Source organism: Pseudomonas sp. MWU16-30322 (assembly GCF_020515535.1).
GTDB lineage: Bacteria > Pseudomonadota > Gammaproteobacteria > Pseudomonadales > Pseudomonadaceae > Aquipseudomonas > Aquipseudomonas fluorescens_H.
In genome coordinates this window covers 233,156-259,446 of the sequence record NZ_JAIWYL010000005.1, presented here as the reverse complement: position 1 = coordinate 259,446, position 26,291 = coordinate 233,156, and the positions used below count along the sequence as shown (strand labels likewise).

Here is a 26,291-nt window from a genome sequence, read left to right as displayed (position 1 = left end):
GCCTCTTCGCGAGCAGGCTCACTCCTACAGGTGGAACGCATTCCAATTGTAGGAGTGAGCCTGCTCGCGATAGCGTCAGTCCTGTTTCAACGCCATATCGATCAATCGATGCAGTTCATCCACCTCCAGCGCCGCCGCCGCAAACAGAATCCGGAACACCACCGGTGCCACCACCAGATTGATCAACCGATCAACGCTCGGCGCCGGCTCGTCGGGGTGACGCTCGATGATGGTCTGCAACTGCGCGCCAATGATCGTCACGCAATACCCCGGCGTGGCGCTGGCTTGCACGTCGCGCATCATGTTGCGCCCCGGCTCCGAACTCATTTCGTCCAGATACTGCTCGGCCCAGGCGCGGATATCACCGCGCAGATCACCGGTCACCGCCGGTTCACTGTCGGGGCGCATGCGGGCGAGGGCGACGTCCGCCAGCAACGCCGTCAGATCGCCCCAGCGCCGATAGATCGTCGAAGGCGTGACCCCGGCCCGCGCAGCGATTTGCGGGACGGTCACGGTGCTGCGCTCCTGTTCTTGCAGAAGCGCGCGGACTGCCGAATGAATCGACTCTTGCACCCGGGCACTGCGGCCGCCGGGGCGTAAACCTTCTTTAATAGCCATGCGTCAGACCTTAACACAAAGAATTTGCTTTAAGCCAAAGCCGAGAGCACACTCCGCAAAAGCAAAAAATTAGCTTTTGCGGAGTGTGCCCATGACCAGCCTTGCTTCCAACCGTGCCAGCCTGATTTTTCTGGCGATCACCTTGTTGAGTTTTCTCGCCGCCTCCACGGCGCCGACGCCGCTGTATCACCTGTATCAGGATCAGCTGCACTTTTCGGCAGCGGTGCTGACCCTGATTTTCGGCGTGTATGCCTTAAGCCTGCTGGCGGCGCTGCTGACGGTCGGTTCGTTGTCCGATCATCTGGGGCGCAAACCGGTGATTTTCACCGCGGTGCTGCTAAATGCCCTGGCGATGCTGCTGTTCATCCACGCCGACAGCGTCGCCTGGCTGATCAGCGCCCGCGTGCTGCAAGGTTTTGCCACCGGCATGGCCACCGCTGTTCTGAGCGCGACGCTGCTCGACACCGACCGCCAGCAGGGGCCGTTGATCAACAGTGTGGCACCGTTGCTCGGCATGGCGCTGGGCAGCATGGGCTGTGGCTTGCTGGCCGAATTCGCCCCGGCGCCGTTGCAACTGACTTACTGGTTGTTGCTGGCGTTGTTTGTGTTGCAGGCGGTTTATGTCTGGCGTCTGCCGGAAAGCGTCACCCCGCAAGCCGGGGCCTGGGCGTCACTGCGGCCGACCCTGCATGTGCCGGTTCAGGCGCGTTCGACCTTGTGGCGTGTGCTGCCGCTGAACACCGCAACCTGGGCCCTCGGCGGCTTTTTTGCCTCGCTGGCGCCGTCGCTGGTGCGTACCGCCACCGGTTCGACTTCCAACCTGATCGGCGGTGCGACCGTCTCGGCGCTGACGGTGACGGGCGCGCTGATGATTTTCACGTTGCGCAATCGGCCTGCGACCCGGGCCCTGCAACTGGGCGCCAGTCTGCTGCCGATCGGTGTGCTGCTGATTCTGCTCGGCGTGCACAGCGCCAGTCTGGGGCTGTTTTTCCTCGGCACGCTGGTCGCCGGTTGTGGCTTTGGTTCGGGGTTTCTCGGGGCGGTGCGCAGCCTGGTGCCGTTGGCCTTGCCGCATGAGCGAGCGGGGCTGATGTCGGCGTATTACGCGCTGAGTTATCTGGCGTTCTGCTTGCCGGCACTGCTCGCCGGGCACTTGACCCGCACCTATGGCTTGCTCGCGACCACCGACGGTTACGTCGCCGCATTGATCGTGCTGGCAGTCGCCGCGCTCCTGCTCAGCTTGCGTGCGCAAGCGGCCAAGGTTTGCAGCGCTCCATAAGTGTGGCGGTTTCAGTTAGCCTTGGGCGGCCCTTCTTTGCATGGATCGACCGATGAAGATTATCCGCAGCAAGTCGTTCACCGCCGAGCGTGCCTGGGGTGCGCTGGACATCGCCAACATGAATGGCATCACCACGCGTCTGCACTGGACCGATCAGCCGTACAAATGGCACGTCAACGATGGTGAAGAAGTGTTCGTGGTGCTCGATGGTCAGGTGCAGATGCGCTATCGCGAACAGGGCGAAGAACAGCGAGTCATGCTAGAGGTCGGGGATATCTTCTACGCCTCGGTCGGCACCGAGCACATGGCGCATCCGCAGGGAGCGGCGCGGATTCTGGTGATTGAAAGCGAAGGCAGTGTCTAGACGCTTATCTGTAAAGTAGATAACAGATAGAGAAATTACCCGTTATATAGATATTCGATTCGGTTCTACCATGGACTCAACCTCACCTGAGGACAGGAGTTCATGATGACTTGCCCCAACATAGCCAAACCCGGCATCAAGCCGTTCAGCCAGCTTCAGCATCCGCGTGAAGTGATCCGTCAATTCACCCCGAACTGGTTCGCCGCGACCATGGGCACCGGTGTGCTGGCCCTGGCCCTGGCGCAACTGCCGGTGGCGATCCCAGGGTTGCACGCGGTGGCCGAAGGTTTGTGGCTGTTCAACATTCTGTTGTTCACCCTGTTTACCTTCGCCTATGCCGCGCGCTGGATTTTATTTTTCGATGAAGCGCGGCGGATCTTCGGCCATTCCACCGTTTCGATGTTCTTCGGCACCATCCCCATGGGCCTGGCGACCATCATTAACGGCTTTCTGCTGTTCGGCCTGCCACGCTGGGGCGAAGGCGTGATTCATTTGGCCGAAGTGCTGTGGTGGCTCGACGTGGCGATGTCGCTGGCCTGTGGCGTGTTGATCCCCTACATGATGTTTACCCGCCAGGAACACAGCATCGATCAGATGACGGCGGTCTGGCTGTTGCCGGTGGTGGCGGCGGAAGTGGCGGCGGCCAGCGGCGGCTTGCTCGCGCCGCATCTGGCCGATGCCCACGCGCAACTGGTGGTGCTGACGACAAGCTACGTGCTCTGGGCATTTTCCCTGCCGGTGGCGTTCAGCATTCTGACCATCCTGTTGCTGCGCATGGCGCTGCACAAACTGCCCCACGAAAACATGGCCGCCTCGAGCTGGCTGGCCCTCGGTCCGATCGGCACCGGCGCGTTGGGCATGCTGCTGCTGGGCGCTGATGCACCGGCGATCTTCGCCGCCAATGGCCTGCCGGGCATCGGTGAAATCGCTGCGGGCCTGGGGCTGGTCGCCGGCATCACCTTGTGGGGCTTCGGCTTGTGGTGGATGTTGATGGCGCTGCTGATCACCGCGCGTTACCTGCGCGACGGCATCCCGTTCAACCTCGGCTGGTGGGGTTTCACCTTCCCGCTGGGCGTGTATTCGCTGGCGACCCTCAAGCTCGCCAGCACGCTGAACCTCGGTTTTTTCAGCGTGATGGGCTGTGTGCTGGTGAGCCTGCTGGCAGTGATGTGGCTGATCGTCGGTAAACGCACCGTGCAAGGCGCGTGGCGCGGCGAGCTGTTTGTCTCACCTTGTATTGCAGGGTTGAAGAAATAACCTGAAAAGTTTAGGTAATGTGTGGCCTGGATCGCCGATCGAGATTCCAATAAGCAGATCCAGGCCATTCTCTACCGACCTCAGGGAAACACGGAAGATGAGTCACCCCTCACAGTTCAACCTGCTTCGCACCCGGCGCTTTCTGCCGTTTTTCATCACGCAGTCGCTGGGCGCGTTCAACGACAACGTGTTCAAGCAGTCGCTGATCCTCGCCATTCTGTATCGGCTGGCCATCGAAGGTGACCGTTCGATCTGGGTCAACCTGTGTGCGCTGCTGTTTATCCTGCCGTTCTTTCTGTTCTCGGCGCTGGCCGGGCAGTTCGGGGAAAAATTCGCCAAGGACGCGCTGATCCGTCTGATCAAACTCGCGGAAATCGCGATCATGGCCGTAGGATCGATCGGCTTCCTGTTCGATCACCTGTCGCTGATGCTGGTGGCACTGTTCGCCATGGGCACGCATTCGGCGCTGTTCGGGCCGGTCAAGTATTCGATCCTGCCGCAGGCGTTGCGTGAGGATGAACTGGTCGGCGGCAACGGACTGGTGGAGATGGGCACGTTCCTGGCGATCCTTGCCGGGACCATCGGCGCCGGCGTCATCATGTCTTCGACGCATTACGCGCCACTGGTGTCGACCGCGATTGTCGGGATTGCGGTGCTGGGCTATCTCGCCAGTCGCAGCATTCCGCGCGCGGCGGCGGCTTCGCCGGAAATGCGCCTGAACTGGAACATCTTCAGCCAATCCTGGGCCACGCTGAAACTCGGTCTGGGCCAGACGCCCGCGGTGTCGCGCTCGATTGTCGGCAACTCGTGGTTCTGGTTTGTCGGGGCGATTTATCTGACGCAGATCCCGGCCTACGCCAAGGAGTGGATGCACGGCGACGAAACCGTGGTAACGCTGATTCTCACGGTGTTCTCGGTGGGGATTGCGCTGGGTTCGATGCTCTGCGAGAAGCTTTCCGGGCGCAAGGTCGAGATCGGACTGGTGCCGTTCGGTTCGTTCGGTCTGACCGTGTTTGGCCTGCTGCTGTGGTGGCATTCCGGCGGAATCCCGGAGAGCGTCACCGGCCATAGCTGGGTCGAAGTGCTGGGCTTTGCCCATACCTGGGCGGTGCTGGTCGATATTCTCGGCCTCGGTATTTTTGGCGGCTTCTATATCGTGCCGCTGTACGCGCTGATCCAGTCGCGTACCGCCGAGAACGAGCGGGCGCGGGTGATCGCGGCCAACAACATTCTCAACGCGCTGTTTATGGTGGTGTCGGCGATCGTTTCGATCGTGTTGCTGAGCGTGGTCAAGCTGTCGATTCCACAGCTGTTTTTGGTGGTGTCGCTGCTGAACATCGGCGTCAACGCCTACATCTTCAAGATCGTCCCCGAGTTCAGCATGCGTTTCATGATCTGGCTGCTGAGCCATTCCATGTACCGCGTCGAACACCGTAACCTCGAAGCGATTCCGGACGAGGGCGCGGCATTGCTGGTGTGCAACCACGTGTCGTTCGTCGATGCCTTGCTGATTGGCGGCGCGGTGCGTCGGCCGATTCGCTTTGTCATGTACTACAAGATCTACAACCTGCCGGTGCTGAACTTTATCTTCCGCACGGCGGGGACGATTCCGATTGCCGGACGCAACGAAGACATCCAGATCTACGAAAAAGCCTTCACCCGGATTGCCCAGTACCTGAAGGACGGTGAGCTGGTGTGCATCTTCCCGGAAGGCAAGTTGACCACCGATGGCGAGATCAACGAGTTCAAGGGCGGGCTGACGCGGATTCTCGAAGAAACCCCGGTGCCGGTAATTCCGCTGGCGCTGCAGGGATTGTGGGGGAGTTTCTTCAGTCGCGATCCGAACAAGGGCCTGTTCAAGCGGTTGTGGTCGCGGGTGACGTTGGTGGCGGGTTCGGCGGTGGCGGTGGAAGCGGCGCAGCCGGCGAAATTGCAGGGGTTGGTGGGGGCGTTGCGCGGGGCTGTCAGGTAGTTGTTACCTGATATGGCCCCATCGCGAGCAGGCTCACTCCTACATTTGAAGCGCGTACCCCTTGTAGGAGTGAGCCTGCTCGCGATAGAGGCCAGTGGCCTAAGCGCTGACCTTGAGGCCGATCAAACCGGTAATGATCAACGCCACGCTGGCCAGGCGAATCAACGCCATCGACTCGCCAAACAGAATGATCCCGGCAATCACCGTGCCCACGGCGCCGACCCCGGTCCAGATCGCATAAGCCGTACCCAGTGGTAATTCCTTCATCGCCAGGCCCAGCAGGCCGAGGCTGATTGCCATTGCTGCGACGGTCAGTACGGTGGGGAGCGGGCGGGTGAAACCGTCGGTGTATTTCAGGCCGACGGCCCAGCCGACTTCGAACAGGCCGGCGAAAAACAGAATGATCCAGGACATGAAAGACCTCCATCGATTGACGGGGCCGTCCCCAGATTGATAACTCGATCGAGCCGCAGGGTCGTCCCCGCGTAGCGCAACAGTCTGCCGAGCATTAATCCGGGGATCAAGTTTCCCGCTCAGTCGGCCTGGTGCTGCGCCAGCGCCTCACGGTCTTCTTTCTCGCTCATGCGCCGGAAGTAGGTCGAGAGCAACGCCCCGGAAATGTTGTGCCAGACGCTGAACAACGCGCTCGGCACCGCCGCCAGCGGCGAAAAGTGCGCGCTGGCCAATGCCGCGCCCAACCCCGAATTCTGCATGCCGACTTCCAGCGCCAGCGACTTGCGCTGCGCCAGTGGCAACTTGAACAGGCGCCCGGTGAAGTAGCCCAGCAAGTAGCCGAAGCTGTTATGCAGCATCACCACCGCCATGATCAGCAGCCCGGATTCGGCAATCTTCGCCTGACTGGCGGCCACCACGGCGGTGACGATGATGACGATGCTGACCACCGACACCAGAGGCAACACCTCCACCGCGTGCCGCACTCTATCGCCGAGCAAACGTTGCGCGACCACGCCGAGCACGATCGGCAGCAGCACCACTTGCAGGATCGACCAGAACAATTCCATGAACGACACCGGCAACCACGCCGAAGCCAGCAGCCAGATCAGCGCCGGGGTCAGCAACGGGGCGAGGAGGGTGGTGACGGCAGCAATCGCCACCGACAGTGCCAGGTCGCCCCGGGCCAGCCAGGTCATGACGTTGGAAGAGGTGCCACTTGGGCAGCAGCCGACCAGAATCACCCCGACGGCGATTTCCGGCGGCAGGTGGAAGATCTGGCAGAGCAACCACGCCACACCGGGCATGATCACGAAATGTGCGACCACGCCCAAAGCCACGCGCCACGGATGGCGGGCGACGGCGGCGAAGTCATCGAGTTTGAGGGTCAGGCCCATGCCGAACATCACCAGCCCCAGCAGTGGCACGATTGCGCCTTTGAGGCCGAGGAACCACGCCGGTTGCAGGAACGCGATCACCGCGAAAATCAGGACCCAGTAAGCGAAGGTATTGCCGACAAAGCGACTCAGTGCAGCCAGTGCGCGCATGGCCTGTTCCTTGTTATTAAAAATGAACACCACAAAACAACTGTAGGAGTGAGCCTGCTCGCGATAGCGGTTGTTCAGTCAACATTTGCGTTGAATGTCAGTTCCTCATCGCGAGCAGGCTCACTCCTACATTTTGTACATCACAGGTATTTAGATCCCCTGCGGCGTCTCTTCACCGCCCAACGCTTCCACCAGCGCCGGCAGGAAGTCGCCGAAGGTCAGCATCATCAGGGTGAAGCTGGCGTCCAGTTGGCCCAGGGCCTCGTCGCCACCGTCCTGTTCCGCCTGATCCTGCAGCAGGTCTTCGAACTTCAGGCGTTTGACGGTCATCTTGTCATCGAGCATGAACGACAGTTTGTCCTGCCAGGCCAGCGACAACTGAGTCACGACTTTACCGGTGCTCAGGTGCAGCTGGATTTCTTCGCTGGTCAGGTCCTGACGCTTGCAACGCACGATGCCGCCGTCTTCGTGGGTGTCGCGCAGCTCGCACTCGTCCAGAACGAAGAAGTCCGGGGCCGCTTGCTGGGTGGTGACCCACTCGGTCATCACGGCGGTCGGCGCGGTTTTTACGGTCAGCGGACGGACGGGCAGGGTACCGAGTACTTCACGCATTGTGGAGAGCAGGTCTTCGGCGCGTTTCGGGCTGGCCGAGTTGACCAGGATCAGGCCCTGTTTCGGCGCGATGGCGGCGAAGGTCGACGAGCGACGGATAAAGGCGCGCGGCAGGAACGCCTGGATGATTTCATCCTTGATCTGATCGCGTTCCTTCTTATAGACCTTGCGCATCTGCTCGGCTTCGATCTCTTCGACCTTTTCCTTGACCGCGTCGCGCACGACGCTGCCCGGCAGAATGCGTTCTTCTTTACGCGCAGCGATCAGCAGGAAGTCACCGCTGACGTGTACCAGTGGAGCATCTTCGCCTTTGCCGAATGGCGCGACGAAACCGTAGGTGGTCAACTCCTGGCTTGCACATGGACGCGCCAGTTTGGTGGCCAGTGCAGTTTCCAGCGCCTCGGCATCGACAGGCAGGTCTTGGGTCAGGCGATAGATAAGCAGGTTTTTGAACCACATGGGGTGAGTCTCTCCTTTATACAAAGGGGGGCATTATTGTCTTCGCCGGGTCATAGGCCAACCCTTCTCTAAGCCTTTGGAAGGCCTGAGAAAATTAATTAAAAAAGTGCTTGCCAGAGGTTGGGTCGCTCCGTAGAATGCGCGCCACACCGAAGCGAAGGGTGATTAGCTCAGCTGGGAGAGCGTCTGCCTTACAAGCAGAATGTCGGCGGTTCGATCCCGTCATCACCCACCATTCGTTTCAAGTGTTTAGCGCAGCGGTAGTTCAGTCGGTTAGAATACCGGCCTGTCACGCCGGGGGTCGCGGGTTCGAGTCCCGTCCGCTGCGCCATATTCGGTAACCTGGACCACTGAACGCCAGGTCACCACGGAAAAACCCGCTGAAGCGGGTTTTTTTCTGTCTCACGTTTGTACCTTGTTCCATCGGGTTGTGTCGTTTCACCGGTTTTCGGATTTTTTTGAAAAAAACATCAATTAAATCAACACTTTACGAAAACTTGTGGCATAATGCGCCCCGTAACGAAGCGAAGGGTGATTAGCTCAGCTGGGAGAGCGTCTGCCTTACAAGCAGAATGTCGGCGGTTCGATCCCGTCATCACCCACCATTCGTTTCAAGCGTTTCGCGCAGCGGTAGTTCAGTCGGTTAGAATACCGGCCTGTCACGCCGGGGGTCGCGGGTTCGAGTCCCGTCCGCTGCGCCATATTCGGTCACCTGGACCCACTGAACGCCAGGTCACCACAGAAAGCCCGCCTAGTGCGGGCTTTTTGCTGTCTGCGATTTGATAATTTCTGCATTGCAGCTGTGGTGAGGGGATAAATCCCCTCACCACAGGTACTTTTTACTGTTCGGCATTGCGGCTATGCCGGTAGTCACTCACCGCCTCATACACCGCTTTGCGCAAGCGGTTGATTCCGCCAATCGGCCGATGCGCCTCAATACCAAACCACGGGTTGAACGACAGGTTGTCGCATTCTAGATTCAAGGCCGGCGTGTCGAAGTCCTGCGCAGGCAGGGTAATCCGCGCCACGCTTTCAAACGGTGAATCCTGCTCGCGCCATTCGATGCTGGTGTCCTCGATCGGCATGTAACTGTTCGCATCCTGGCGCTGAATCTGCAGCACAAAACACGTCGGCACCCGATCCGTCGACAATTGCTGATTCAAGGCACTGCGCAGGAAGTTCGGCAGGTCATGGTTTTGCGGGGGCAGGGCATACGCCGGGCAATTATCAGGATCCGGTGCTACCCGAAACTTCGCATTGGCCTCACCGAATTTGTAGGGGGATACCGAAAAGTAAGTCGTCCCTGTCGGGCTGTCCGGTGGCGGCGACAGTGTTGCCAGCGCGATGAACAAGTGGCGGGTCTGCCAGGTGCGCGGATCCCAGCCGGGGAAAAATGCCATGATCTTTTTGCCATCAGCCTGAGCCGCTACATTCTGACGATACTCGGCGACATCGCTGACAAAGAAATTCGCATGGCTGAACATCACAAAGTCTTGTTCGTGGCGCTCTTGACGGTCGCCTAGCAGCTGTTTCCCGGGAACATCGAGCAGTTTGATCGCCATGCCCCGGGCGTCGCGGATGCTGTCGAACTGTGGATAGGCGTTGCCATTGGACAGGCGAATCATCGCCTGCCAGGTTTTACCCGGCTCGCTGAATACGCCTTGGCGCAACGCTGGCGCCAGTTCCTGCAGCACCGTCACTTCGGCCTTCACGCAACCGTGGGCCTTGGCATGCGCGTCGCGCAGGTAGCGAGTGCCTTCGCGGTGTTGATCGACGATGCGCACCGCCGTCTGGATCACATCCTGAGTCATCGCCGCTTCACCGGCGGGAATCTGTTCTTGCGCCGACACCGGGCCGCGGTGTTGCCAGGCGAACCATGCGCTCGCGATGGCCCAGCCCAGCAGGCCGATAATCAGCAATGCCAGCAGGGTTTTGCCGAGCAGGCGTCCCAGCCACAACCAGAGGCGGGCGAGCATGGACGGTCTTTTGTACGAATTGATCATCATGGCAATTGAGCCTCCAGCGGTCCGCCCAGTACTTTCAGGTACTCCAGCAATGCCCAGCGTTCCTGCGGTTGCAGCAGTCGGCCGATGACGCCATTGCCACGCTCGCCGGCGCGGAATTCATGACCGCTGTTGTGGTTGCCGCTAATCCGGGTGTCGAACAGAAAGCCGTTGGTAAAGGCCTCGGTGCGATACCCCAAATGGCGCGGGTCGTACTCGAGAGTGCCTTTATAGAAGGTGGTGGCGCGTTCATCCTGGGGCGACAGCAATTGATAAAGACTCGGTACCGAACCGTTGTGCAGAAATGGCGCGGTGGCCCAAACCCCGGCCAGTGGTCTGGCCTTGTAAGCGACTTTTTCGCGCACGCCGATCGGCAGACCGAAGCCATCAAGTTGTGGCTTTTCCTGAGGGCTGACACCAGCCTCGCGATAAGCGCGGTTTTCGACGAATGCGGTGACGTAAGCCAGGCCCTTGGCCACCGATAGCTGGCTCAGGTCCAATGGCTCTTTGGGCGTTGGATGCAGCTTCACATCCATCTGCTCAAGCTCCTTCAGATCCCATTGCAGCGTCGTCAGGTCGAAACGGTGGTTGGCAATGTTGGTCGCTGCATTCGGATCGGTGCCGATCACCTCCACCGGCAGCATGTGCAAATGCTGCACCCAGCGTTCGCCCTCCTGAGCCTCGCGTGGCACGTGGCAACCGGCGCAGTTCTCGGCAAACAGCGCGCGGCCCTTGGCAGCCAGTGGTTTGTCCACCGCACCCAAGACATCTTCCGGCCAGGCGGGTGGTTGCAGGTGTTGCAGGGTTTCTTCGATTTTGTGCAGATCACGCACGCGGACACTGGAGGCGTAACGGGCATCGCCCTGCAGCGGCTGGCCATTGCTGTCGAAGAAATTCAACGTGGCGCCGACACCCAGTGCCTCCCCGATATTGCGCGCCATCGGTTGCTGTGCCGAACCGTTCCATTGCACCCAGTCGAACGTCCACATGTCCCACAGTTGCGGGTAGTCCACCGGGGCGTTGGCCACCCGGTAGTTGGTGGGGGAGATCGCGTCGCCGAAGGTGGCGTTGGCGATGCGGCCGAACGCATCGGTGCGTCCCGGGCCTTCTTCGGTGGGGTAGAGGCCGCGGTGAGTGTCGTTCCAGGCGACTTTCAGGAACGTGTTCAGAGACGCCTTGAAGTCTTTGCGCAGTTGCTCGTGGCGCGCCTCATAGTCATTGCCCAGCACATTGCGGGCGAAACGCTCGAATTTCCATGGGTTGTAGTAAGTCGAGGTCAGACTGGCGACCAATGCCTGTCCGAAACTGCCGCCGCGCAATGTCGGAACGCTGGAAGGCAAGACATGCTGCGCCGAACCGCCGTCAATTCGCACGGCCTGGTCCTTGAAGCGTAATTCGCCGGTGTGGCAAGCGGCGCAGGTGATATCGAGATATTGCTCGTTACCGCCGGGATTTCGATGGCGGGCGAAACCCACCGGCAGATTGCCAGGGTTGTTCGGTTTGGCTTTCTGTTGCGGATCAACCAGAAAACCGAAGCGTGCGAGGTATTCCGGGGACGCGAAACGCTGCTGCGAGAAGGGCAATTCCAGCGCCTCGAACCATTCATAACGCAGGCCTTTGACCTGTGTGCCCTGCGGGGTGAAGTAGTAGGTCTGGCGTTCTTCTTCACTCCACTGGTTGAGGTAATGCACCTTTTGGACGGGGGAGTAGAACGGTAATTTCGGGTTGGCGACGTAGTACAAAACCACGGCCAGGCCCAGGCCCAGCAGCACGATGATCAGGGTCAGCACACGGTAGAAGAGGCGCAAGATAAACATCCTTGTCGAGTTGTTGCGCTGTTATGCCTCACCTGTTGCGGGTGCGGCAAGTGGCCATTACGCCAACTGTTGTAGGAAGTCTCTTCAGTCTCTATCGGGCCAAGATGACAGAAGCTTCATCGTCCCTTTTCCCGAATGCGTTTTAATCCCTGAACTTATCGGACGTTTCCTGCTCTCATGCCGGTAGCCATTGGTCGTGGCGGCCTGATAAGCTCGCGGCTTTACTCGATTGCCCTTTCGGCGCATGAACAAGGAAATAGCATGAAACAGCATCGGTTGGCGGCGGCGGTAGCCCTGGTTAGCCTGGTCCTCGCGGGTTGTGATTCGCAGACCAGCGTAGAGCTGAAAACCCCGGCGCAAAAAGCTTCCTACGGTATCGGCCTGAACATGGGCAAGAGCCTTGCTCAGGAAGGCATGGATGATCTGGACTCCAAAGCGGTAGCCCAGGGCATCGAAGATGCCGTCGGCAAGAAAGAACAGAAGCTGAAAGACGAAGAACTGGTCGAAGCCTTTGCCGCGCTGCAGAAGCGTGCTGAAGAGCGCATGGCCAAGATGAGCGAAGAGTCGGCAGCTGCCGGCAAGAAATTCCTCGAAGAAAACGGCAAGAAGGCCGGCGTGACCACTACTGCATCCGGTCTGCAGTACGAAGTGATCAAGAAAGCCGACGGCCCACAGCCTAAGCCTACCGACGTAGTGACCGTTCACTACACCGGCAAGCTGACCAACGGCACCGTGTTCGACAGCTCCGTTGAACGTGGCAGCCCGATCGATCTGCCGGTCAGCGGCGTGATCCCGGGTTGGGTTGAAGGTCTGCAACTGATGCACGTTGGCGAGAAGTACAAGCTGTACATCCCTAGCGATCTGGCTTACGGCGCGCAATCGCCAAGCCCGGCGATCCCGGCCAACTCGGTCCTGGTCTTTGACCTGGAACTGCTGGCCATCAAGGATCCAGCCAAAGAAGACGCCGCTGCTGCCAAGTAACAGGCATCATTAACGGCTTCGCCAACAACGCCTCGCTTATGCGGGGCGTTGTTGCATCTGGACGAAGCTGGCGGTAAACAGAGCGAACGGATGGCGCTCGCAGCAGTCCTAGAGATTGAGGCCGCCAGCGCTAGACGCCCTGAGCTGCCAAGTCAATGAAATATTGGGTTTTTTTATGTGAGTAAAAAACGCCCGATCTGAGCGCGGCCCTTATAAAACGGGGCTTTCAGCGCTGAAATGCAGCTCTGTTCACAAGGTTATCCACAATTTGTGTGGATAACATTTCAACGGGAGAAATAGATGAAAGCGCCGTGGAATTTCGCCCGATTTCTGCCCCTGGCCGGTCGATTGCTGGCGCGTGGGCGTCTGCCGACTCTGTTGTTCGCGGTGGCGAGCAAAGGTGCCGCGCAAGGCAATCGCCTTGGCAAACTCAAGGATGATCTGCGTCTGCTCCAGGCACTGTGCCTGGCCTACTGGCGTGGCGAGTATCGGGCCATCAGCCCGAAAGCCATGGTTTCGGTGGTAGCGGGGCTGATGTACTTCCTCAGTCCGGTGGATGCGATCCCGGATTTCATCCCGGTGTTCGGCATGCTCGATGACATCGCGGTTCTGGCTTGGGTGATGAAAACCCTCGACGATGAGCTCAATGCTTTCCGGCTCTGGCGCAGCCGGCAGCGGCCGGAAAAGCTCGCGGTGGTCGAGCGCCTGCCTGATACCCCAGAGCAACTTCAGCTGCAGGGCCCGAAAAAGCCCTGATTCACTTCGCCCGGATACAGATAGATACCCCCCGCGACCTTGGCCGCTGTTAGGATTACACTTCTAGGGAAAAGTGCCGACTCGCTAAGTGTTGTTGTCCTACGGGGTAGTCATGGATATTCAGATAATTGCACGCGATGGCGAACCCGAATATGCGGTTCTGCCATGGGTTCAGTATCAGGCTCTACTGAAAGCAGCAGGCATCAACGAAACACCGCAGCAGCAGGCGCCAGCGCCGGCCGCCGCAACGCCGGACCCGATTCTTCCAGGTCTGGATCAACTACGCAGTTTGCGCGAAGGGAAGGGCATCGCCATCGAGGCGCTGGCCCGCACGGTAGGCATCAGCCCGTCTTATCTGGCCATGATCGAAAGCGGCGAGCGTCAACCTGACGCCGCGATTCGTCGCAGCCTGGCCTGGGAATTGACGGTGCCGGGTTGGAGGGATGAATCGTGAGCGTACGCATCAGTCGTCAACATTGGGACGGATTGCTCGGGGAGCTGGATCAGGCGCGCAGGCAGCGCCATCTGTTGACCTATCGAGCCTTGCTCGAACGTTTGCAACTGCCGACGCCGGCAATGCAGACGCTGACCGCGGCACTTGAGCATCTGGCCGCACTGGACGCCAAGGCCGAGCAGCCATTGCGCAGCTCGCTGGTGATCAGCCAGGGTGCCAGCCGTTTGCCACGTACCGGTTTTTTTGAATGCGTCGAGCGTCTGGGGCGCTTTTCCGGGCCATCCGATGGCGTCGCGGCTGCTTCCTGGCATGCGTCGGAAGTGGTCAGGGTTTTCGAATACGAGTACCCGGAATCGGCGGAGGCCTGAGTGTTCTTACGACTCAAGGCGTCGGCCAGTTACTGGTTGGCCCGTAGGCTGTTTCACTGGTCGTGGTTCGTCCGCCAGCCCAGAGGCTGGCGCTGGCTCGAAGGGCAGTTTGCGCGCATGGCCAATCTTGGCGATGTTGGCGCGCAAAGCTTTTATGGGCACATTCTGACGTTTCGCGGGGTTGGCCTGGGTGCCCGCGAAGAGGGTGTGCGGCTATTGCGTCTGGCGGCACTCGCCGGCGATGGCAAAGCGGCCTATCAGGTCGGCGTGATCTGCCTTGCAGGTACCCCGAGCAAGGGGCCGGATCCAGCAGAGGCTGCGCGCTGGTGGACTTTGGCCGCCAAGGCCGGCCACCCTTTGGCCGAACTCAAACTCAAAGAATTGAGCGCTCGCGATTAAACCCAGTAAATCCATTTGTGTCGGCCCGATAAACGTGGCGTGAGGGAAACCTCACGCCACGTTTACGTTTATAGCTATACGTTTTGTAGTAACTGGTTTTTTACAGATTAGTCCTACAGCAAACGCCTACTCGCCTGACTTCTTTCCTGGCTGATCCCCCGCAAAGTCCTCGCGCCTAATTTCTGCGCGAGGGAACGCTCATGTTTGACCCGGTTTTTCATTCCACCCCGCATCGTCGTGTGCGTTGATGGACGCCGTCAGCCGCATCGAGCAGGAACTCGACAGCTTCCCCGAACACCCTCGACCTCTATCGCCAACAACTTGAGCATTGGTTGAGTCGCGCGGCCGACCAGGTCAGCCACGCGGCCGACCTGCCGTCGCTGATGGGCATGGAGCGGATCATTCGCTTCGGCGATCGCGTCACCGCCGTCAGCACCGGCGACAGTGAGTTTTCCTCCAGCGTCGTGCAGTGCCCGAAGAGCGGAGTGCTGGCGATCGAGAGCAAGTTCGAGTCGGTGTACGACATTCCGCTGGGCGACATCGTGGTGGATGTGGTGGCGGTGGATGATGGAAAAACCTCCCCCGTGGCACTGGATGCGCAAGGCCGGGGCACCTTCACCGGTACGCCAGGCAAGTTCTATCGCGTGCAGGTGCACAGCGAGGTTACCCCGGAGCAGATCAAGGCGCTGTTCAAGTCCTACGACGGCTTGACCGGTGAGCTGGATGGCTGGCTGCGCAGCGAGTGGCAGGGGTTCAAGCCGCAGTGGTCGCAGTCGGTGGCGACAGCCGCGAGCAACGGCATGCTCGCCGGGAGTTGGGCGGCGATCGAGGGGGTGTGGGACAGCATCGGAATGCTGTCGGACATTCTCAAGGATCCAGGCGCATTTGCCGAGCGGCTGGGAAGCGGCGCGGCTGATCTGATCCGGCTCGCAGAATCAGCTCCGGATGTCATGCAGAAACTGCAGTTGCTGGTCAGTGATGAAGCGGCGCTGTGTTTGCTGTTGCGTGCGGCGAGCCTCTGGTTCGAGATGCTGCCGCCCAGCCAGATCGCCGGCAAAACCGCTGAAACGGCGTCGATGATGATCGTGCAGGTGCTGATCGATGTGCTGATCGGCGTTGTGTTGACATTCGTCGGGGCTGGTGCAGGGATCGCTTATCTGACCCTGCGCCTGGCGGATCGCGCGGCCCAGTTGCTGTCGGTTGTAAAGCGCCTGGTCAAGGCGATTTTCGGCATCGTCAACACGTTCATCCATTACGTCGACCAGTACAAAACCGTTGCCGCGCGGGGTATTGCCGCCGGCGTGAAAAAGGGGCGCATGCAATTGCGCTGGGATGCGAAGCGCAATGCCGCCCTGAAGAAAAACGAGCACCACGATAACGCTCCCGATCAAGCGAAAAACCCCAACGGCGACAGCGCCGATTGCGCGCCGCTGACCTGCACCAACGGCTGTCCGGTGTCGATGGTCACCGGCGAAGAACTGCTGACCCTGAGCGATGGCACGCTCGATGGTTTGCTGCCGTTCGAGTTCACCCGGTTGTACCGCACCAGCGCGGTGGAGATCGATGTCGGGCTGGGGTTTGGCTGGAGTCATTCGCTGGCGCATCGGCTGGAGTTTGATGGCGATGTGGTGGTCTGGGTCGATCACGAGAACCGCCGCACGCGGTTTCCGTTGCCCAGCGTTGAACGGCCGCAGATTCACAACAGCCTGTCGCGGGCGGCGATTTTTCTCGGGAATGAGCCGGAGGAACTGATCCTCGCGCTGGCGGGGGAAACGGCGCGGTTTTATCACTTTCGGGCTGGGCGGCTGACGGCGGTCAGTGATGCGTATGGCAATCGTCTGACCGTGCATCGCGATTATTCCGACCGTGTGCAGCGCCTGGATAACGGCGCAGGTCGCTCGCTGTTTTTGCGCTACGACCAGGCGCATCTGGTAGCGGTGGATTACCAGGTGCTTGGGGGCGATGGCTGGCGCACCGAGCAAACGTTGGTCAGTTATTGCTACGACGCCCGCCAGCGTTTGTTGGCCGCGACCAACGCGGTCGGTGACAGCGAGCGTTACGACTACGACGATCAGCACGTCATCCTGCAGCGGCAACTGACCGGCGGCGCAAGCTTTTTCTGGGAGTGGGAGCGTGCCGGCAAAGCTTCGCGCTGCGTGCGGCACTGGGCGTCGTTCTCGCAGATGGACACGCGGTATGTCTGGGACGACGACGGCCGTGTCGCGGTGCATTACGTCGATGGCACCGAAGAGGTTTACGTCCACGATGACAGCGCACGGCTGGTGCGCAAGGTCGAGGCCGATGGCGGTGAGCACCTCAAGGCCTATGACGATCAGGGCCGGCTGATCGCCGAGCAGGACGCGCTCGGTGCGGTCACCGAATACCGCTACGACGACGTCGGACGGCTGATCGCGCTGCTTCCGCCGGAAGACGAGCCAACGTCCTACGAGTACCGCAACGGTTTCCTGCACAGCCGTTCTCGCGGTGAGGCGGTGTGGACATTCCGGCGCAACGCTGAAGGGGATGTCACCGAAGCGGTCGATCCCGACGGCCAGGTCACCCATTACTACTACAACGTTCGCGGGCAGTTGCTGTCGATCCGCTATCCGGACACCAGTCGGCACATTTTTGTCTGGAACGACCTCGGCCAACTGATCGAAGAAACCCTGCCCGCTGGCGGTGTGCGGCGTTTTTCCTACGATGCGCTGGGACGGCGGACGACCTCTAGCGACGAACACGGCGCGATTACCCGTCAGCAGTGGGATGCGGCTGGCCGACTGGTTCAGACGACCTTTCCTACAGGTGCCACCCGCGCCTACAGCTACGGCGCTTATGGCCAGATCACCGCCGAGCGCGACGAACTCGGGCGCATCACCCGCTACGAGTATGACGACGACCTGCACCTGGTCTCGCGCAAGATCAATCCCGACGGCACGCGGGTGCAGTACCGCTACGACCATGCGCAACTGCTGCTGACGGAAATCGAGAACGAGTCCGGGGAAAAGTACCGACTGGACTACACGCCGAGCGGATTGATCCGACAGGAAACCGGCTTCGACGGCCGGCGCACCGCCTACGCCTACGATCGTAATGGGCACCTGCTGGAGAAGACCGAGTTCGGCGATGACGGCTCAACGCTGGTCACCGCTTACCAGCGTGATGCGGCCGGGCGGCTGCTGCTCAAGACTCTGCCCGACGGGGTTCAGGTGGCTTACCGTTACGATCGCCTGGGGCGGTTGATCGGTGTCGATGACGGCCAGGAACATCCACTGGCCTTCGCATACGATCTGCAAGACCGGCTGATCACCGAGCATCAGGGCTGGGGCACTTTGCGGTATGCCTATGACGCCTGCGGCCAGCTCAAGCGCCAGCGTCTGCCGGACAACAGCAAGCTCGATTATCACTACGCCAAGGGCGGTGCGCTGACCGCCATCGACCTTAATGGCGCACGGCTGACCAGCCATGTCTACCAGTGCGGTCGCGAACAACAACGCCAGCAAGGCCTGCTGCTCAGCGACTATGCCTACGACGATCAGGGCCGTTTGCTGGCCCACGCTGTAGGCCATCAGCACGACTCGCTGTATCGCCGTGATTATGCCTACAGCGCCAACGGCAATCTGGAGCACATTGCCGACAGCCGTCACGGCCAGCGCACCTACGCCTACGACGCCCTCGACCGCTTGATCCGCGTGCGCCACTCGCGTGACGAACTGCCCGAGTCCTTCGCCCACGACCCGGCCGGCAACCTGCTGATGCAGGACCGCCCCGGTCCCACCCGGATCAAGGGCAACCGCCTGTCGATGCAAGGCGACCGACACTACGACTACGACGCCTTTGGTAACCTGATCCGCGAGCGTCGTGGCCGCGACCAGCAACTCGTTACCGAGTACCGCTACGACTGCCAACACCGCCTGATCAGCCTGACCCGCCCCGACGGCCAAACCGCGACCTATCAATACGACGCCTTCGGCCGACGCATCCGCAAAACCGTCGATGGGCAGAGCACTGAGTTCTTCTGGCAAGGCGACCACCTCGTCGCCGAGAGCAGCAAAACCCACCACCGCAGCTACGTCTACGAACCCGGCACCTTCCGCCCGCTGGCGTTGCTCGACGGCAAAGGCCCGAAACGCGCCTGCCCGTTCTACTACCAACTCGACCACCTCGGCACCCCGCAGGAACTCACTGACTACAGCGGCGAAATCGTCTGGTCCGCGCAGTACGACGCCTACGGCAAAGTCGCGGCGATCACCCTCGCCGGCGAGGACTATCTCGACCAGCCGCTGCGGTTTCAGGGGCAGTATTTCGACGCGGAAAGTGGGCTGCATTACAACCGGCATCGGTATTACGACCCGCGGTTGGGGCGGTATCTGACGCCGGATCCGGTGAAGCTCGCAGGTGGGTTGAACCAATACCAGTACACGCCGAATCCCACGGGGTGGGTGGATCCGTTGGGGTTGAGCTGCAGTTGTCCGCCGACGAATCCGCGTCGTCCGATGCGGTACGAGGCTGGTCGCGTAGTTGTCGAAGAAGGTGCGCCCCCTCTGCCAAAGATGACAGCGCAGGAGCGGCGGGCGAGGCTTGATGAAGTGGCTGAGGAAAACGCGAAGCGTCGGGTACATGAATATGAAGATCTTTATGGTATGCATACCGTAAAAAAACACAGTTCGGAAATTTCCGACCCGGCACTTAAGCAACGCGGCATCAATGGAGCAGATCCTCACACCGGGAACGTCCCAAGAGGTGCCAGAGGAAATCTCAGCTCTCAGTTCCATAACTGGCGAATGCATTTGGGTGCGTTGAATAAAGCGATGACGAAGGACAAAAATGGCCTAATAATGCACACAGGGAAAGACCAAAACCACGCTCCAATAGTTAGATTGGAACTGCCTGGTGCAGGGCGTGGATATAGACCGAATAGACAGGATCAGCAAAATCCAACGCTTAATGAGAACTTGAATTGGTTTGAAGTTAAATTTGATCAGATAAATACGCAGGAACCATTCACAGGCTTCCCGGCGGAGGGCAGGTAATGTTGAAGGATCCGTTTTTGAAAAAGCATTTCGAGCCGAGCTTGACATGGTTTATTGGCATGTTTGATGTTTATGATCGAGAGGAAACTCGAGGCGTAGAACTTGGTGTTTATAACCCTGATGATCCAGTTGATAGGGAAATTCTTGTCAGAAAATATTGTTTGGATTTGCCATATCTCTCGTATAGACATAAATATGTATTATTTGAGTTTTTAGAGAGGGTGCTCAAAGATTCGAATTATGATTTTCAAAGCCCGTTTGAAATCGATGAGTGCGAAGCGATTAGTTGGCCGCGAGAGGAGTGGTATTCGTTGAGCGATCCACGCAGTTTTTTTCAGAGTATCTATCAATTGGCACAGGAAGTTTGGAAAGAAGATCTCTTGAAGGCTTCTGGCGAAGATAAAACTACATGGTGATCTTTTTGAAGAATCGAATTGTGCGCGAAAATTTTATTTAAACCTTTAAGGCCGTGCCCCTTCGCGAGCAAGCCCGCTCCCACAGGGATCTGTGTCGTCTATGGAATCAGCGTTGGCCGATCAGTTGCGGTTGATGAAGGTCGGCAGCCGTGAGGCTATCAATCACATGCACGCTATACCCCGGAACATTCTTCGCGTGATGCTTGGCTTGTGAGGCCATTTCTGCGAGTTGGCTGGCATCCAGTTCTACGCAGGCCGCAGGATGCAGGTGGACGACACCGATGGACAGTGACAACAACGGAAACTCCTGCCGCATCCCCTGCCGATTCGGTGCGATGAAGCAGCCGGCTTCCAGGTGTTCCGGGCGATAGAAGCGGCGGCATTGGCTTTGGAAGTCGTCGAGCAACTGGTTTAGGCGTTTGCGCCAGTCTTCCGGGCCGAGCACCAGCAGGAAGTCGTCACCGCCGATGTGGCCGACGAAGTCGCGGGACGGGTCGACGCGTTCGTTGAGGCATTGCGCCAGGCACAGCAGGACTTCGTCGCCACGGCCGTAGCCGTAGATGTCGTTGAAGGGTTTGAAGCTGTCGATGTCGACGTAGCAGATGATCGATTCGCGGCCCTGTTGCAGCAGGCGGGTCAGGCATTGCTGGATCGGCACGTTGCCGGGCAGCAGGGTCAGTGGATTGGCGTAGCGGGCCTGTTGGATTTTCAGTTCGGTGATCAGCTTGAGGACGTCAATCACCCGACCGAGGCCGAGATAACCACCGTTGAGGGTGATGATGAAATCTTCTTCGATGCGTTGCCGGGCGCGGCTGGTGATCAGACGGCTGACCTGTTGCAGCGACTGGCTCATCTCCACGGCGAGGAAGTCGTCGTTCATCAGGCGGCTGATCGGCTTGCGGGCGAACAGGTCGGTGGCAAACGGCTTGAGCAAGGCGTCGGACAGCGAATGGCGATGGACGATGCCGCACGGCTGGCCCTGTTCATCGAGCACCGCCAGTGAGTTCAGATTGGCCTGGCGGCGGAAGGCTTCCAGTACGGTAGCGGTCGGTGTGTCGCGATGCACCGCCGGTTGGTCGTTGAGCAGGGCGCTGAGGTCGCTGCCCTCGTCGTTCAGCGCCACGGCGCTGCTGTCGTGTTTGGGCATCAGGGCCCGGGCATCGCGGGGTGGATGCTCCTGAGGGCGAGCGAGCAGGTAACCCTGTACCAGATCGACGCCCATCTCGGTCAGCACCGCCAGTTCCTCTGGCAACTCGATCCCCTCGGCAATCACCTGTGCCCGTGACGCTTTGGCGATTTGCAGGATCGAGCCGACAAACTCGCGTTTCAATGCGTCCTGATGGATGCCGTCGATGAAGTGACGGTCGATCTTCACGTAATCCGGGCGCAGCTCCGACCATAGACGCAAGCTCGAATAGCCGGCACCCAAGTCATCCAGTGCAATCGAAAAGCCCATCGCCCGATAGTGATGCAGCGCGGTTTGCAGCAACTGGAAATCGTCGATCGGCGTCTGTTCGGTGAGTTCGATCACCACCTGGCTTGGTGGAATACCGAAGTCCTGCAGCAGTTGCAGGGTCCGCCCCGGTTGGTGCGCGGCTTCAAGCAGGGATTCCGGTGAAACGTTGAGGAACAACTTGCCCGGCAATTGCTGCTCGTTGAAACGACGGCAGGCAGACTGGCGGCAGGCAATTTCCAGTTCGCTCAAACGACCGGCCTGACGGGCCACGGCGAACAGCGCGATAGGCGAGTGCAGAGGGCTGTTGGACGGGCCACGGGTGAGGGCTTCGTAACCGAGAATACGACGTTCGGAAAGACAAATGATCGGCTGGAACAGACTGTGCAAACCGCTTTGAGTCAGGATCGAGCTCAAGGCACCCAGCTGTTCGGTCGTGGTCATGGCTATCTCTGGCGATAAAAAAAGGACCGGGAGCGCTCTTGCTTGAAGAGACGCTCCCAGTCCTTTATTTCACGACAGAATGATGACTGTTTGATGACGTTCCGAGGAGCGCCAACACTAAATTGCCATCATCTTACTTTTTAGCCACCTGATTACTCAGTTTCAGATAATCCAGCAGCACGCGCCCGGTTTCGGCCAGGTAGGCGTCGTCCTCTGGTTTGACCTTGTCCGGCTCGGCTGCCGCGAGGGCGTCGTCGTCTTCTTTCTTCAGCTCTTTCAGCGGTTCTTCGCCTTTGGCTTTGCGACGGATGTTTTCCATCGCCAGTTGCTTGGCATCGATGTCCGCGTGCTGGGCACGGCGCTCGGCTTCGTTGAGGCTGACGGTTTTCTCTTCCATCAGCTTCTGCGCCAGGGCCAGCTTGTCGCGAATGAACACGAACTCGGCGTCTTTGGCGCTGCGTGCGTCATGCTCGGACTTGAGCTGCGCCAGGTACGGCTTGAACGGATCGACCGCAGGCTTGATCGCTGCCTTGATGGTGTCCCACGGCATGGCTTCCGGCAGGGCGCTTTCGCCGATTTCCTTGGTGTCGATGATCGACGGATAATCGATGTCTGGCAGCACGCCCTGATGCTGGGTGCTCTGCCCGGAAACCCGGTAGAACTTGGCCAGGGTCAGTTTCAGTTCGCCGTGGTTCAGCGGCTGAATGGTCTGCACGGTGCCTTTGCCGAAGGTCTGGCCACCGATGATCAGTGCACGATGGTAGTCCTGCATGGCGCCGGCAAAAATCTCCGAAGCCGAGGCGGACAGGCGATTGACCAACAGCGCCATCGGACCTTTGTAGAACGCGCCCGGGTTTTCATCTTCAAGCACATCGACGCGGCCATCGGCATTACGCACAAGTACGGTCGGGCCCTTGTCGATGAACAGGCTGGTCAGCTCGGTAGCTTCCTGCAGGGAACCGCCGCCGTTATTGCGCAGGTCGATGACCACGCCGTCGACTTTCTCTTTCTGCAGTTCGGTCAGCAGTTTCTTGACGTCACGGGTGGTGCTCTTGTAGTCCGGATCACCGGCACGGAACGCCTTGAAGTCGAGGTAGAAGGCCGGGATCTCGATGATGCCGAGCTTGTAGTCCTTGCCATCCTGTTTCAGGCTGAGGATCGATTTCTTCACCGCCTGATCTTCAAGCTTCACCGATTCGCGAGTGATCGGCACGATCTTGCTGGTCTGGTCGTTCGGCGCATTGCTGGCCGGAATCACTTCCAGACGCACCACGGTGCCTTTCGGGCCGCGGATCAGCTTGACCACTTCGTCCAGGCGCCAGCCCACCACGTCGACCATCTCTTTGTTGCCCTGGGCAACGCCGATGATCTTGTCCGCCGGTGCAACCTGCTTGGTCTTGTCGGCCGGGCCTGCCGGCACCAGACGCACGACTTTCACCTGATCGTTGTCGCTCTGCAACACGGCGCCGATGCCCTCGAGGGACAGGCTCATGTTGATGTCGAAGTTCTCCGCGCTATCCGGCGACAGATAGTTGGTGTGCGGGTCGTAGGACATGGCGAAGGTGTTGATGTACGCCTGGAAGATGTCTTCCGCGCGTGTCTGATCGAGGCGCGCCAATTGGTTCTTGTAGCGCTTGGTCAGGGTGTCCTGAATCTGCTTGGAATCCTTGCCGGCGATCTTCTGCCGCAGCACTTCGTCCTTGACGCGTTTGCGCCACAGGTCGTCCAGTTCAGCCGTGGATTTGAGCCAAGGGGCGTCCTTGCGATCGATCAGCAAGGTCTCCTTGGTGGTGAAGTCCATCTTGTCGACGCCCTTGTTCAGCTCCGCAATGGCGAAGTCCAGACGCGCCTTGACGCGGTCCAGATAGCGTTTGTAGATGGTGAACCCGGCGTTGAGGTCGCCGCTTTTGAGGAAGTCGTCGAACTGGGTCTTCCACTTGTCGAATTCGGCGATGTCGCTGGCCAGGAAGTAGCTGCGCGACGGGTCCAGCAGCTTGATGTAGCTGTCGTAGATGATCACCGAGCGCGCATCGTCGAGCGGCGGCTTGCTGTAGTGGTGACGCTTGAGCAACTCGACGACATTGAGACTGGCGATGACTTCGTCGCGATCAGGCTGCAAGTTGTCCCAGCTGTTGGCTGCGAATGTGTTGCCCGACATCGGCAACAAACCGATACCGATGAAAAGAGCGAGGGCGGTGCTGGGGAGCAAATGCTTCATGCTGATTCGACGCGGGGACAATTGATAACGCATATTAGGCCGTCTTTGAAGTCGCCGGTTCTACGAGAGCCGGTCGCATAATGCAAAAAGCCCGGCGCTACAGCTTCGGGCTCAGTCCAGACTCACTATGGAGGCACTGTGAAGGCATTGCAAGGCGTTGAAGGGCAAGTGGCATGGGTTGAAGAGCCGAGTCCGGCATGTGATGTAGGACAAGTGCGCATCCGCGTGGCGGCTGCCGGCCTCAATCGCGCCGATTTATTACAGAAAGCCGGGCTTTATCCACCGCCGCCTGGCGCCAGTCAGGTGCTCGGTCTGGAGTGCTCCGGGGTGATCAGCGAGGTCGGCGCCGGCTCGTCCTGGCAGGTCGGCGACCGGGTCTGCGCCCTGCTGGCCGGGGGCGCAATGGCTGAAGAGGTGGTCGTCGACGGACGGCACGTGCTGCCGGTGCCCGAGGGCGTTTCGTTGATCGAGGCCGCGGCATTACCCGAGGTTTATGCAACGGTCTGGCTGAACGTATTTCAGCTCGCAGCGCTGAAACCCGGTGAAAAGGTTCTCCTGCATGCCGGCGCAAGTGGAATTGGTTCAGCCGCCATTCAGCTGTGCAAGGCGTTCGGCAATCCATGCTGGGTCAGCGTCGGGTCTGCCGAGCGATTGGCCTACTGCGAGGCGCTGGGGGCCCAGGGTGGGGTGGTGCGCACCGATGATCTGGAGAGCCTGCGCGACCTCGGGCCGTTTGACGTGATTCTTGATCCGGTCGGCGGCAATTATGCGGCGCTGAACCTCAAGTTGACGGCGCTGGACGGGCGCTGGGTGCTGATCGGTTTGATGGGCGGACGAGAAGCGAAGCTGGATCTGGCACAGGTGCTGGCCAAGCGCGTGCAGTTGCTCGGTTCGACGTTGCGCAGTCGCGATGATCAGTTCAAGGCCGACTTGTTGAGTGACCTGAGCCAGCATGTGTGGCCGTTGTTTGCCGAAGGGCGGTTGAGTCCGCAACTGGCGAAAACCTTCCAGGTGAAGGATGCCGAAGCGGCGTTTGCCGAGCTGGCGAGTAATACGGTTTCGGGGAAGGTGGTGTTGGTGATTGACGACAGCCTGAGCTGAGGACTCTGAAAAATCTGTGTGGGAGCGGGCTTGCTCGCGAAAGCGGTGAATCAGACACGAATTTATCGACTGACACTCCGCCTTCGCGAGCAAGCCCGCTCCCACAGTTGGATCTATGTTTATTTCCAGAGATGAATCGGCCAGCCTGCTTTTTCGGCATGCTCCAGCAGCACCGGATCCGGATTTACCACATGCGGGAAATCCACCTTCAGCAGCAACGGCAAATCGTTGCGTGAGTCGGAGTAGAAACTTGCGCCTTCCAGATTCTCTTCCTCGGCATCCAGCCATTCCAGCAGGCGGGTGATCTTGCCTTCGCGGTAGGTCAGCGTGCCGACGGTCTGGCCGCTGTAAACGCCGTGCGCGACTTCAAGTTCGATGCCCAGAATCTCGTCGATGCCCAAACGATCGGCGATCGGTTTGACCAGGTGTGTACCCGAGGCCGAGATCACCAGAATCCGGTCGCCGGCCTTGCGGTGGGCCGCGATGGTTTTGGTCGCGTCGCTGAAGATGATCGGTTCGATGAAATCTTCGACCCACGGGCCGACCAGGTGCTCGACTTCTTCCGGGGTGCGGCCGATCAGCGGTTCGAGGCTGAACGTCATGAATTCTTCCATGCGCAATTTGCCATGGCTGTAGGCGTCCATCAGCTCGTTGTTCTTGCGCATGAACGACTCGCGATCGACCCAGCCCAGGCGCCCCATCTGTTCGCTCCAGAGGGTGGCGCAGTCGCCGTGGATCAGGGTTTCGTCCAGATCAAAAATTGCCAGGGCCATCAGTGCAGTTCTCTCTTC

Annotated in this window: 22 protein-coding genes, 4 tRNA genes and 1 pseudogene; 18 read left to right on the top strand and 9 right to left on the bottom strand. The window is 59.6% G+C overall.

Features of this window, described 5'->3' with window-relative positions; translation table 11 throughout:
• Positions 1–75: 75 nt before the first annotated feature.
• Entirely contained in the window at positions 76–618 is a 543-nt protein-coding gene (locus LCH64_RS12305) for a TetR/AcrR family transcriptional regulator (RefSeq protein ID WP_003223085.1), read from the bottom strand.
• 91 nt (positions 619–709) lie between these two features.
• On the opposite strand from LCH64_RS12305, the gene LCH64_RS12300 reads away from it, so the two are divergent.
• The 4 genes from LCH64_RS12300 (at position 710) to LCH64_RS12285 (ending at position 5,490) form a co-directional block, all read left to right on the top strand.
• A complete protein-coding gene (locus tag LCH64_RS12300; RefSeq protein WP_226500399.1) occupies positions 710–1,897 on the top strand; it encodes an MFS transporter in 1,188 nt (395 codons plus the stop codon).
• 52 nt (positions 1,898–1,949) lie between these two features.
• Complete coding sequence (locus tag LCH64_RS12295) at positions 1,950–2,261, top strand: cupin domain-containing protein (protein ID WP_226500398.1); 312 nt, start codon at positions 1,950–1,952, stop codon at positions 2,259–2,261.
• A 105-nt stretch (positions 2,262–2,366) separates the two neighbouring features.
• A complete protein-coding gene (locus LCH64_RS12290) occupies positions 2,367–3,518 on the top strand; it encodes a TDT family transporter (protein WP_226500397.1) in 1,152 nt (383 codons plus the stop codon).
• Positions 3,519–3,615: 97 nt separating this feature from the next.
• Positions 3,616–5,490 (top strand): MFS transporter, encoded by a 1,875-nt coding sequence (locus LCH64_RS12285; protein WP_226500396.1) that lies wholly within the window; start codon positions 3,616–3,618, stop codon positions 5,488–5,490.
• Between the two features lie 99 nt (positions 5,491–5,589).
• Here LCH64_RS12285 and sugE read toward each other — a convergent pair whose 3' ends face one another.
• The 3 genes from sugE to rdgC all read right to left on the bottom strand — a co-directional run bounded on the left by sugE (position 5,590) and on the right by rdgC (position 8,060).
• The gene (gene sugE, locus LCH64_RS12280; RefSeq protein ID WP_003223093.1) at positions 5,590–5,904 is read right to left on the bottom strand and encodes a quaternary ammonium compound efflux SMR transporter SugE; all 315 of its coding nucleotides are present in this window, start codon (positions 5,902–5,904) and stop codon (positions 5,590–5,592) included.
• Positions 5,905–6,023: 119 nt separating this feature from the next.
• Positions 6,024–6,989: a bile acid:sodium symporter family protein gene (locus LCH64_RS12275; protein ID WP_226500395.1), complete on the bottom strand. Its 966-nt coding sequence runs from the start codon at positions 6,987–6,989 to the stop codon at positions 6,024–6,026.
• A 150-nt stretch (positions 6,990–7,139) separates the two neighbouring features.
• On the bottom strand, positions 7,140–8,060 hold the full coding sequence (gene rdgC, locus LCH64_RS12270; RefSeq protein ID WP_003223096.1) for a recombination-associated protein RdgC: 921 nt from the start codon (positions 8,058–8,060) through the stop codon (positions 7,140–7,142).
• A gap of 159 nt (positions 8,061–8,219) precedes the next feature.
• On the opposite strand from rdgC, the gene LCH64_RS12265 reads away from it, so the two are divergent.
• From LCH64_RS12265 to LCH64_RS12250, 4 genes are all read left to right on the top strand, one after another.
• Positions 8,220–8,295, top strand: a tRNA-Val gene (locus tag LCH64_RS12265).
• A 19-nt stretch (positions 8,296–8,314) separates the two neighbouring features.
• A tRNA-Asp gene (locus LCH64_RS12260) sits at positions 8,315–8,391 on the top strand.
• A 198-nt stretch (positions 8,392–8,589) separates the two neighbouring features.
• A tRNA-Val gene (locus LCH64_RS12255) sits at positions 8,590–8,665 on the top strand.
• A gap of 19 nt (positions 8,666–8,684) precedes the next feature.
• Positions 8,685–8,761, top strand: a tRNA-Asp gene (locus LCH64_RS12250).
• Between the two features lie 138 nt (positions 8,762–8,899).
• On the opposite strand, the gene LCH64_RS12245 is transcribed toward LCH64_RS12250, so the two are convergent.
• On the bottom strand, positions 8,900–10,036 hold the full coding sequence (locus LCH64_RS12245) for a catalase family protein (protein ID WP_226500394.1): 1,137 nt from the start codon (positions 10,034–10,036) through the stop codon (positions 8,900–8,902).
• Between the two features lie 26 nt (positions 10,037–10,062).
• On the bottom strand, positions 10,063–11,871 hold the full coding sequence (locus LCH64_RS12240; RefSeq protein WP_226500393.1) for a di-heme-cytochrome C peroxidase: 1,809 nt from the start codon (positions 11,869–11,871) through the stop codon (positions 10,063–10,065).
• 270 nt (positions 11,872–12,141) lie between these two features.
• Between LCH64_RS12240 and LCH64_RS12235 the strand changes: the two genes are divergently transcribed.
• The 9 genes and pseudogenes from LCH64_RS12235 (at position 12,142) to LCH64_RS12205 (ending at position 20,284) form a co-directional block, all read left to right on the top strand.
• Positions 12,142–12,861, top strand: a complete 720-nt coding sequence (locus LCH64_RS12235) for an FKBP-type peptidyl-prolyl cis-trans isomerase (RefSeq protein WP_003223103.1) — start codon at positions 12,142–12,144, stop codon at positions 12,859–12,861.
• Positions 12,862–13,161: 300 nt separating this feature from the next.
• The gene (locus LCH64_RS12230) at positions 13,162–13,617 is read left to right on the top strand and encodes a YkvA family protein (protein WP_226500392.1); all 456 of its coding nucleotides are present in this window, start codon (positions 13,162–13,164) and stop codon (positions 13,615–13,617) included.
• Positions 13,618–13,729: 112 nt separating this feature from the next.
• Positions 13,730–14,071: a helix-turn-helix transcriptional regulator gene (locus tag LCH64_RS12225; protein WP_027613366.1), complete on the top strand. Its 342-nt coding sequence runs from the start codon at positions 13,730–13,732 to the stop codon at positions 14,069–14,071.
• Positions 14,068–14,439: a hypothetical protein gene (locus LCH64_RS12220; RefSeq protein WP_003223109.1), complete on the top strand. Its 372-nt coding sequence runs from the start codon at positions 14,068–14,070 to the stop codon at positions 14,437–14,439. The genes LCH64_RS12225 and LCH64_RS12220 overlap by 4 nt, the downstream gene beginning before the upstream one ends.
• Complete coding sequence (locus LCH64_RS12215) at positions 14,440–14,838, top strand: sel1 repeat family protein (protein WP_103483772.1); 399 nt, start codon at positions 14,440–14,442, stop codon at positions 14,836–14,838.
• Between the two features lie 383 nt (positions 14,839–15,221).
• Positions 15,222–17,597: pseudogene (locus LCH64_RS28355) on the top strand (DUF6531 domain-containing protein); the annotation flags it as partial.
• Positions 17,597–17,728: a hypothetical protein gene (locus tag LCH64_RS28350; RefSeq protein ID WP_346269178.1), complete on the top strand. Its 132-nt coding sequence runs from the start codon at positions 17,597–17,599 to the stop codon at positions 17,726–17,728. The pseudogene LCH64_RS28355 and the gene LCH64_RS28350, both read left to right, overlap by 1 nt.
• Positions 17,679–19,868, top strand: coding sequence for an RHS repeat-associated core domain-containing protein (locus LCH64_RS28345; RefSeq protein WP_346269177.1), 2,190 nt, complete (start codon positions 17,679–17,681; stop codon positions 19,866–19,868). The genes LCH64_RS28350 and LCH64_RS28345 overlap by 50 nt, the downstream gene beginning before the upstream one ends.
• Complete coding sequence (locus tag LCH64_RS12205) at positions 19,868–20,284, top strand: hypothetical protein (RefSeq protein ID WP_226500391.1); 417 nt, start codon at positions 19,868–19,870, stop codon at positions 20,282–20,284. The genes LCH64_RS28345 and LCH64_RS12205 overlap by 1 nt, the downstream gene beginning before the upstream one ends.
• 106 nt (positions 20,285–20,390) lie before the next feature.
• On the opposite strand, the gene LCH64_RS12200 is transcribed toward LCH64_RS12205, so the two are convergent.
• Positions 20,391–22,181 (bottom strand): bifunctional diguanylate cyclase/phosphodiesterase, encoded by a 1,791-nt coding sequence (locus LCH64_RS12200; RefSeq protein ID WP_226500390.1) that lies wholly within the window; start codon positions 22,179–22,181, stop codon positions 20,391–20,393.
• A 133-nt stretch (positions 22,182–22,314) separates the two neighbouring features.
• Positions 22,315–24,399, bottom strand: a complete 2,085-nt coding sequence (locus LCH64_RS12195; RefSeq protein ID WP_226500389.1) for a carboxy terminal-processing peptidase — start codon at positions 24,397–24,399, stop codon at positions 22,315–22,317.
• 138 nt (positions 24,400–24,537) lie between these two features.
• On the opposite strand from LCH64_RS12195, the gene LCH64_RS12190 reads away from it, so the two are divergent.
• Positions 24,538–25,500 carry a zinc-binding dehydrogenase gene (locus LCH64_RS12190; protein WP_226500388.1) on the top strand — a complete coding sequence of 321 codons (963 nt, stop codon included), beginning with the start codon at positions 24,538–24,540 and terminating at the stop codon, positions 25,498–25,500.
• A 119-nt stretch (positions 25,501–25,619) separates the two neighbouring features.
• Here the strand turns inward: LCH64_RS12190 and LCH64_RS12185 are convergent, their stop codons facing one another.
• A complete protein-coding gene (locus LCH64_RS12185; protein ID WP_226500387.1) occupies positions 25,620–26,273 on the bottom strand; it encodes an HAD family hydrolase in 654 nt (217 codons plus the stop codon).
• Positions 26,274–26,291: the final 18 nt, after the last annotated feature.

Excerpts from the sequence above, each read along its gene's own strand:
- LCH64_RS12305 (WP_003223085.1), bottom strand. The coding sequence starts at position 618 with ATGGCTATTAAAGAAGGTTTACGCCCCGGCGGCCGCAGTGCCCGGGTG.
- LCH64_RS12300 (WP_226500399.1), top strand. The coding sequence starts at position 710 with ATGACCAGCCTTGCTTCCAACCGTGCCAGCCTGATTTTTCTGGCGATC.
- LCH64_RS12295 (WP_226500398.1), top strand. The coding sequence starts at position 1,950 with ATGAAGATTATCCGCAGCAAGTCGTTCACCGCCGAGCGTGCCTGGGGT.
- LCH64_RS12290 (WP_226500397.1), top strand. The coding sequence starts at position 2,367 with ATGACTTGCCCCAACATAGCCAAACCCGGCATCAAGCCGTTCAGCCAG.
- LCH64_RS12285 (WP_226500396.1), top strand. The coding sequence starts at position 3,616 with ATGAGTCACCCCTCACAGTTCAACCTGCTTCGCACCCGGCGCTTTCTG.
- sugE (WP_003223093.1), bottom strand. The coding sequence starts at position 5,904 with ATGTCCTGGATCATTCTGTTTTTCGCCGGCCTGTTCGAAGTCGGCTGG.
- LCH64_RS12275 (WP_226500395.1), bottom strand. The coding sequence starts at position 6,989 with ATGCGCGCACTGGCTGCACTGAGTCGCTTTGTCGGCAATACCTTCGCT.
- rdgC (WP_003223096.1), bottom strand. The coding sequence starts at position 8,060 with ATGTGGTTCAAAAACCTGCTTATCTATCGCCTGACCCAAGACCTGCCT.
- LCH64_RS12245 (WP_226500394.1), bottom strand. The coding sequence starts at position 10,036 with ATGCTCGCCCGCCTCTGGTTGTGGCTGGGACGCCTGCTCGGCAAAACC.
- LCH64_RS12235 (WP_003223103.1), top strand. The coding sequence starts at position 12,142 with ATGAAACAGCATCGGTTGGCGGCGGCGGTAGCCCTGGTTAGCCTGGTC.
- LCH64_RS12230 (WP_226500392.1), top strand. The coding sequence starts at position 13,162 with ATGAAAGCGCCGTGGAATTTCGCCCGATTTCTGCCCCTGGCCGGTCGA.
- LCH64_RS12225 (WP_027613366.1), top strand. The coding sequence starts at position 13,730 with ATGGATATTCAGATAATTGCACGCGATGGCGAACCCGAATATGCGGTT.
- LCH64_RS12205 (WP_226500391.1), top strand. The coding sequence starts at position 19,868 with ATGTTGAAGGATCCGTTTTTGAAAAAGCATTTCGAGCCGAGCTTGACA.
- LCH64_RS12200 (WP_226500390.1), bottom strand. The coding sequence starts at position 22,181 with ATGACCACGACCGAACAGCTGGGTGCCTTGAGCTCGATCCTGACTCAA.
- LCH64_RS12195 (WP_226500389.1), bottom strand. The coding sequence starts at position 24,399 with ATGAAGCATTTGCTCCCCAGCACCGCCCTCGCTCTTTTCATCGGTATC.
- LCH64_RS12185 (WP_226500387.1), bottom strand. The coding sequence starts at position 26,273 with ATGGCCCTGGCAATTTTTGATCTGGACGAAACCCTGATCCACGGCGAC.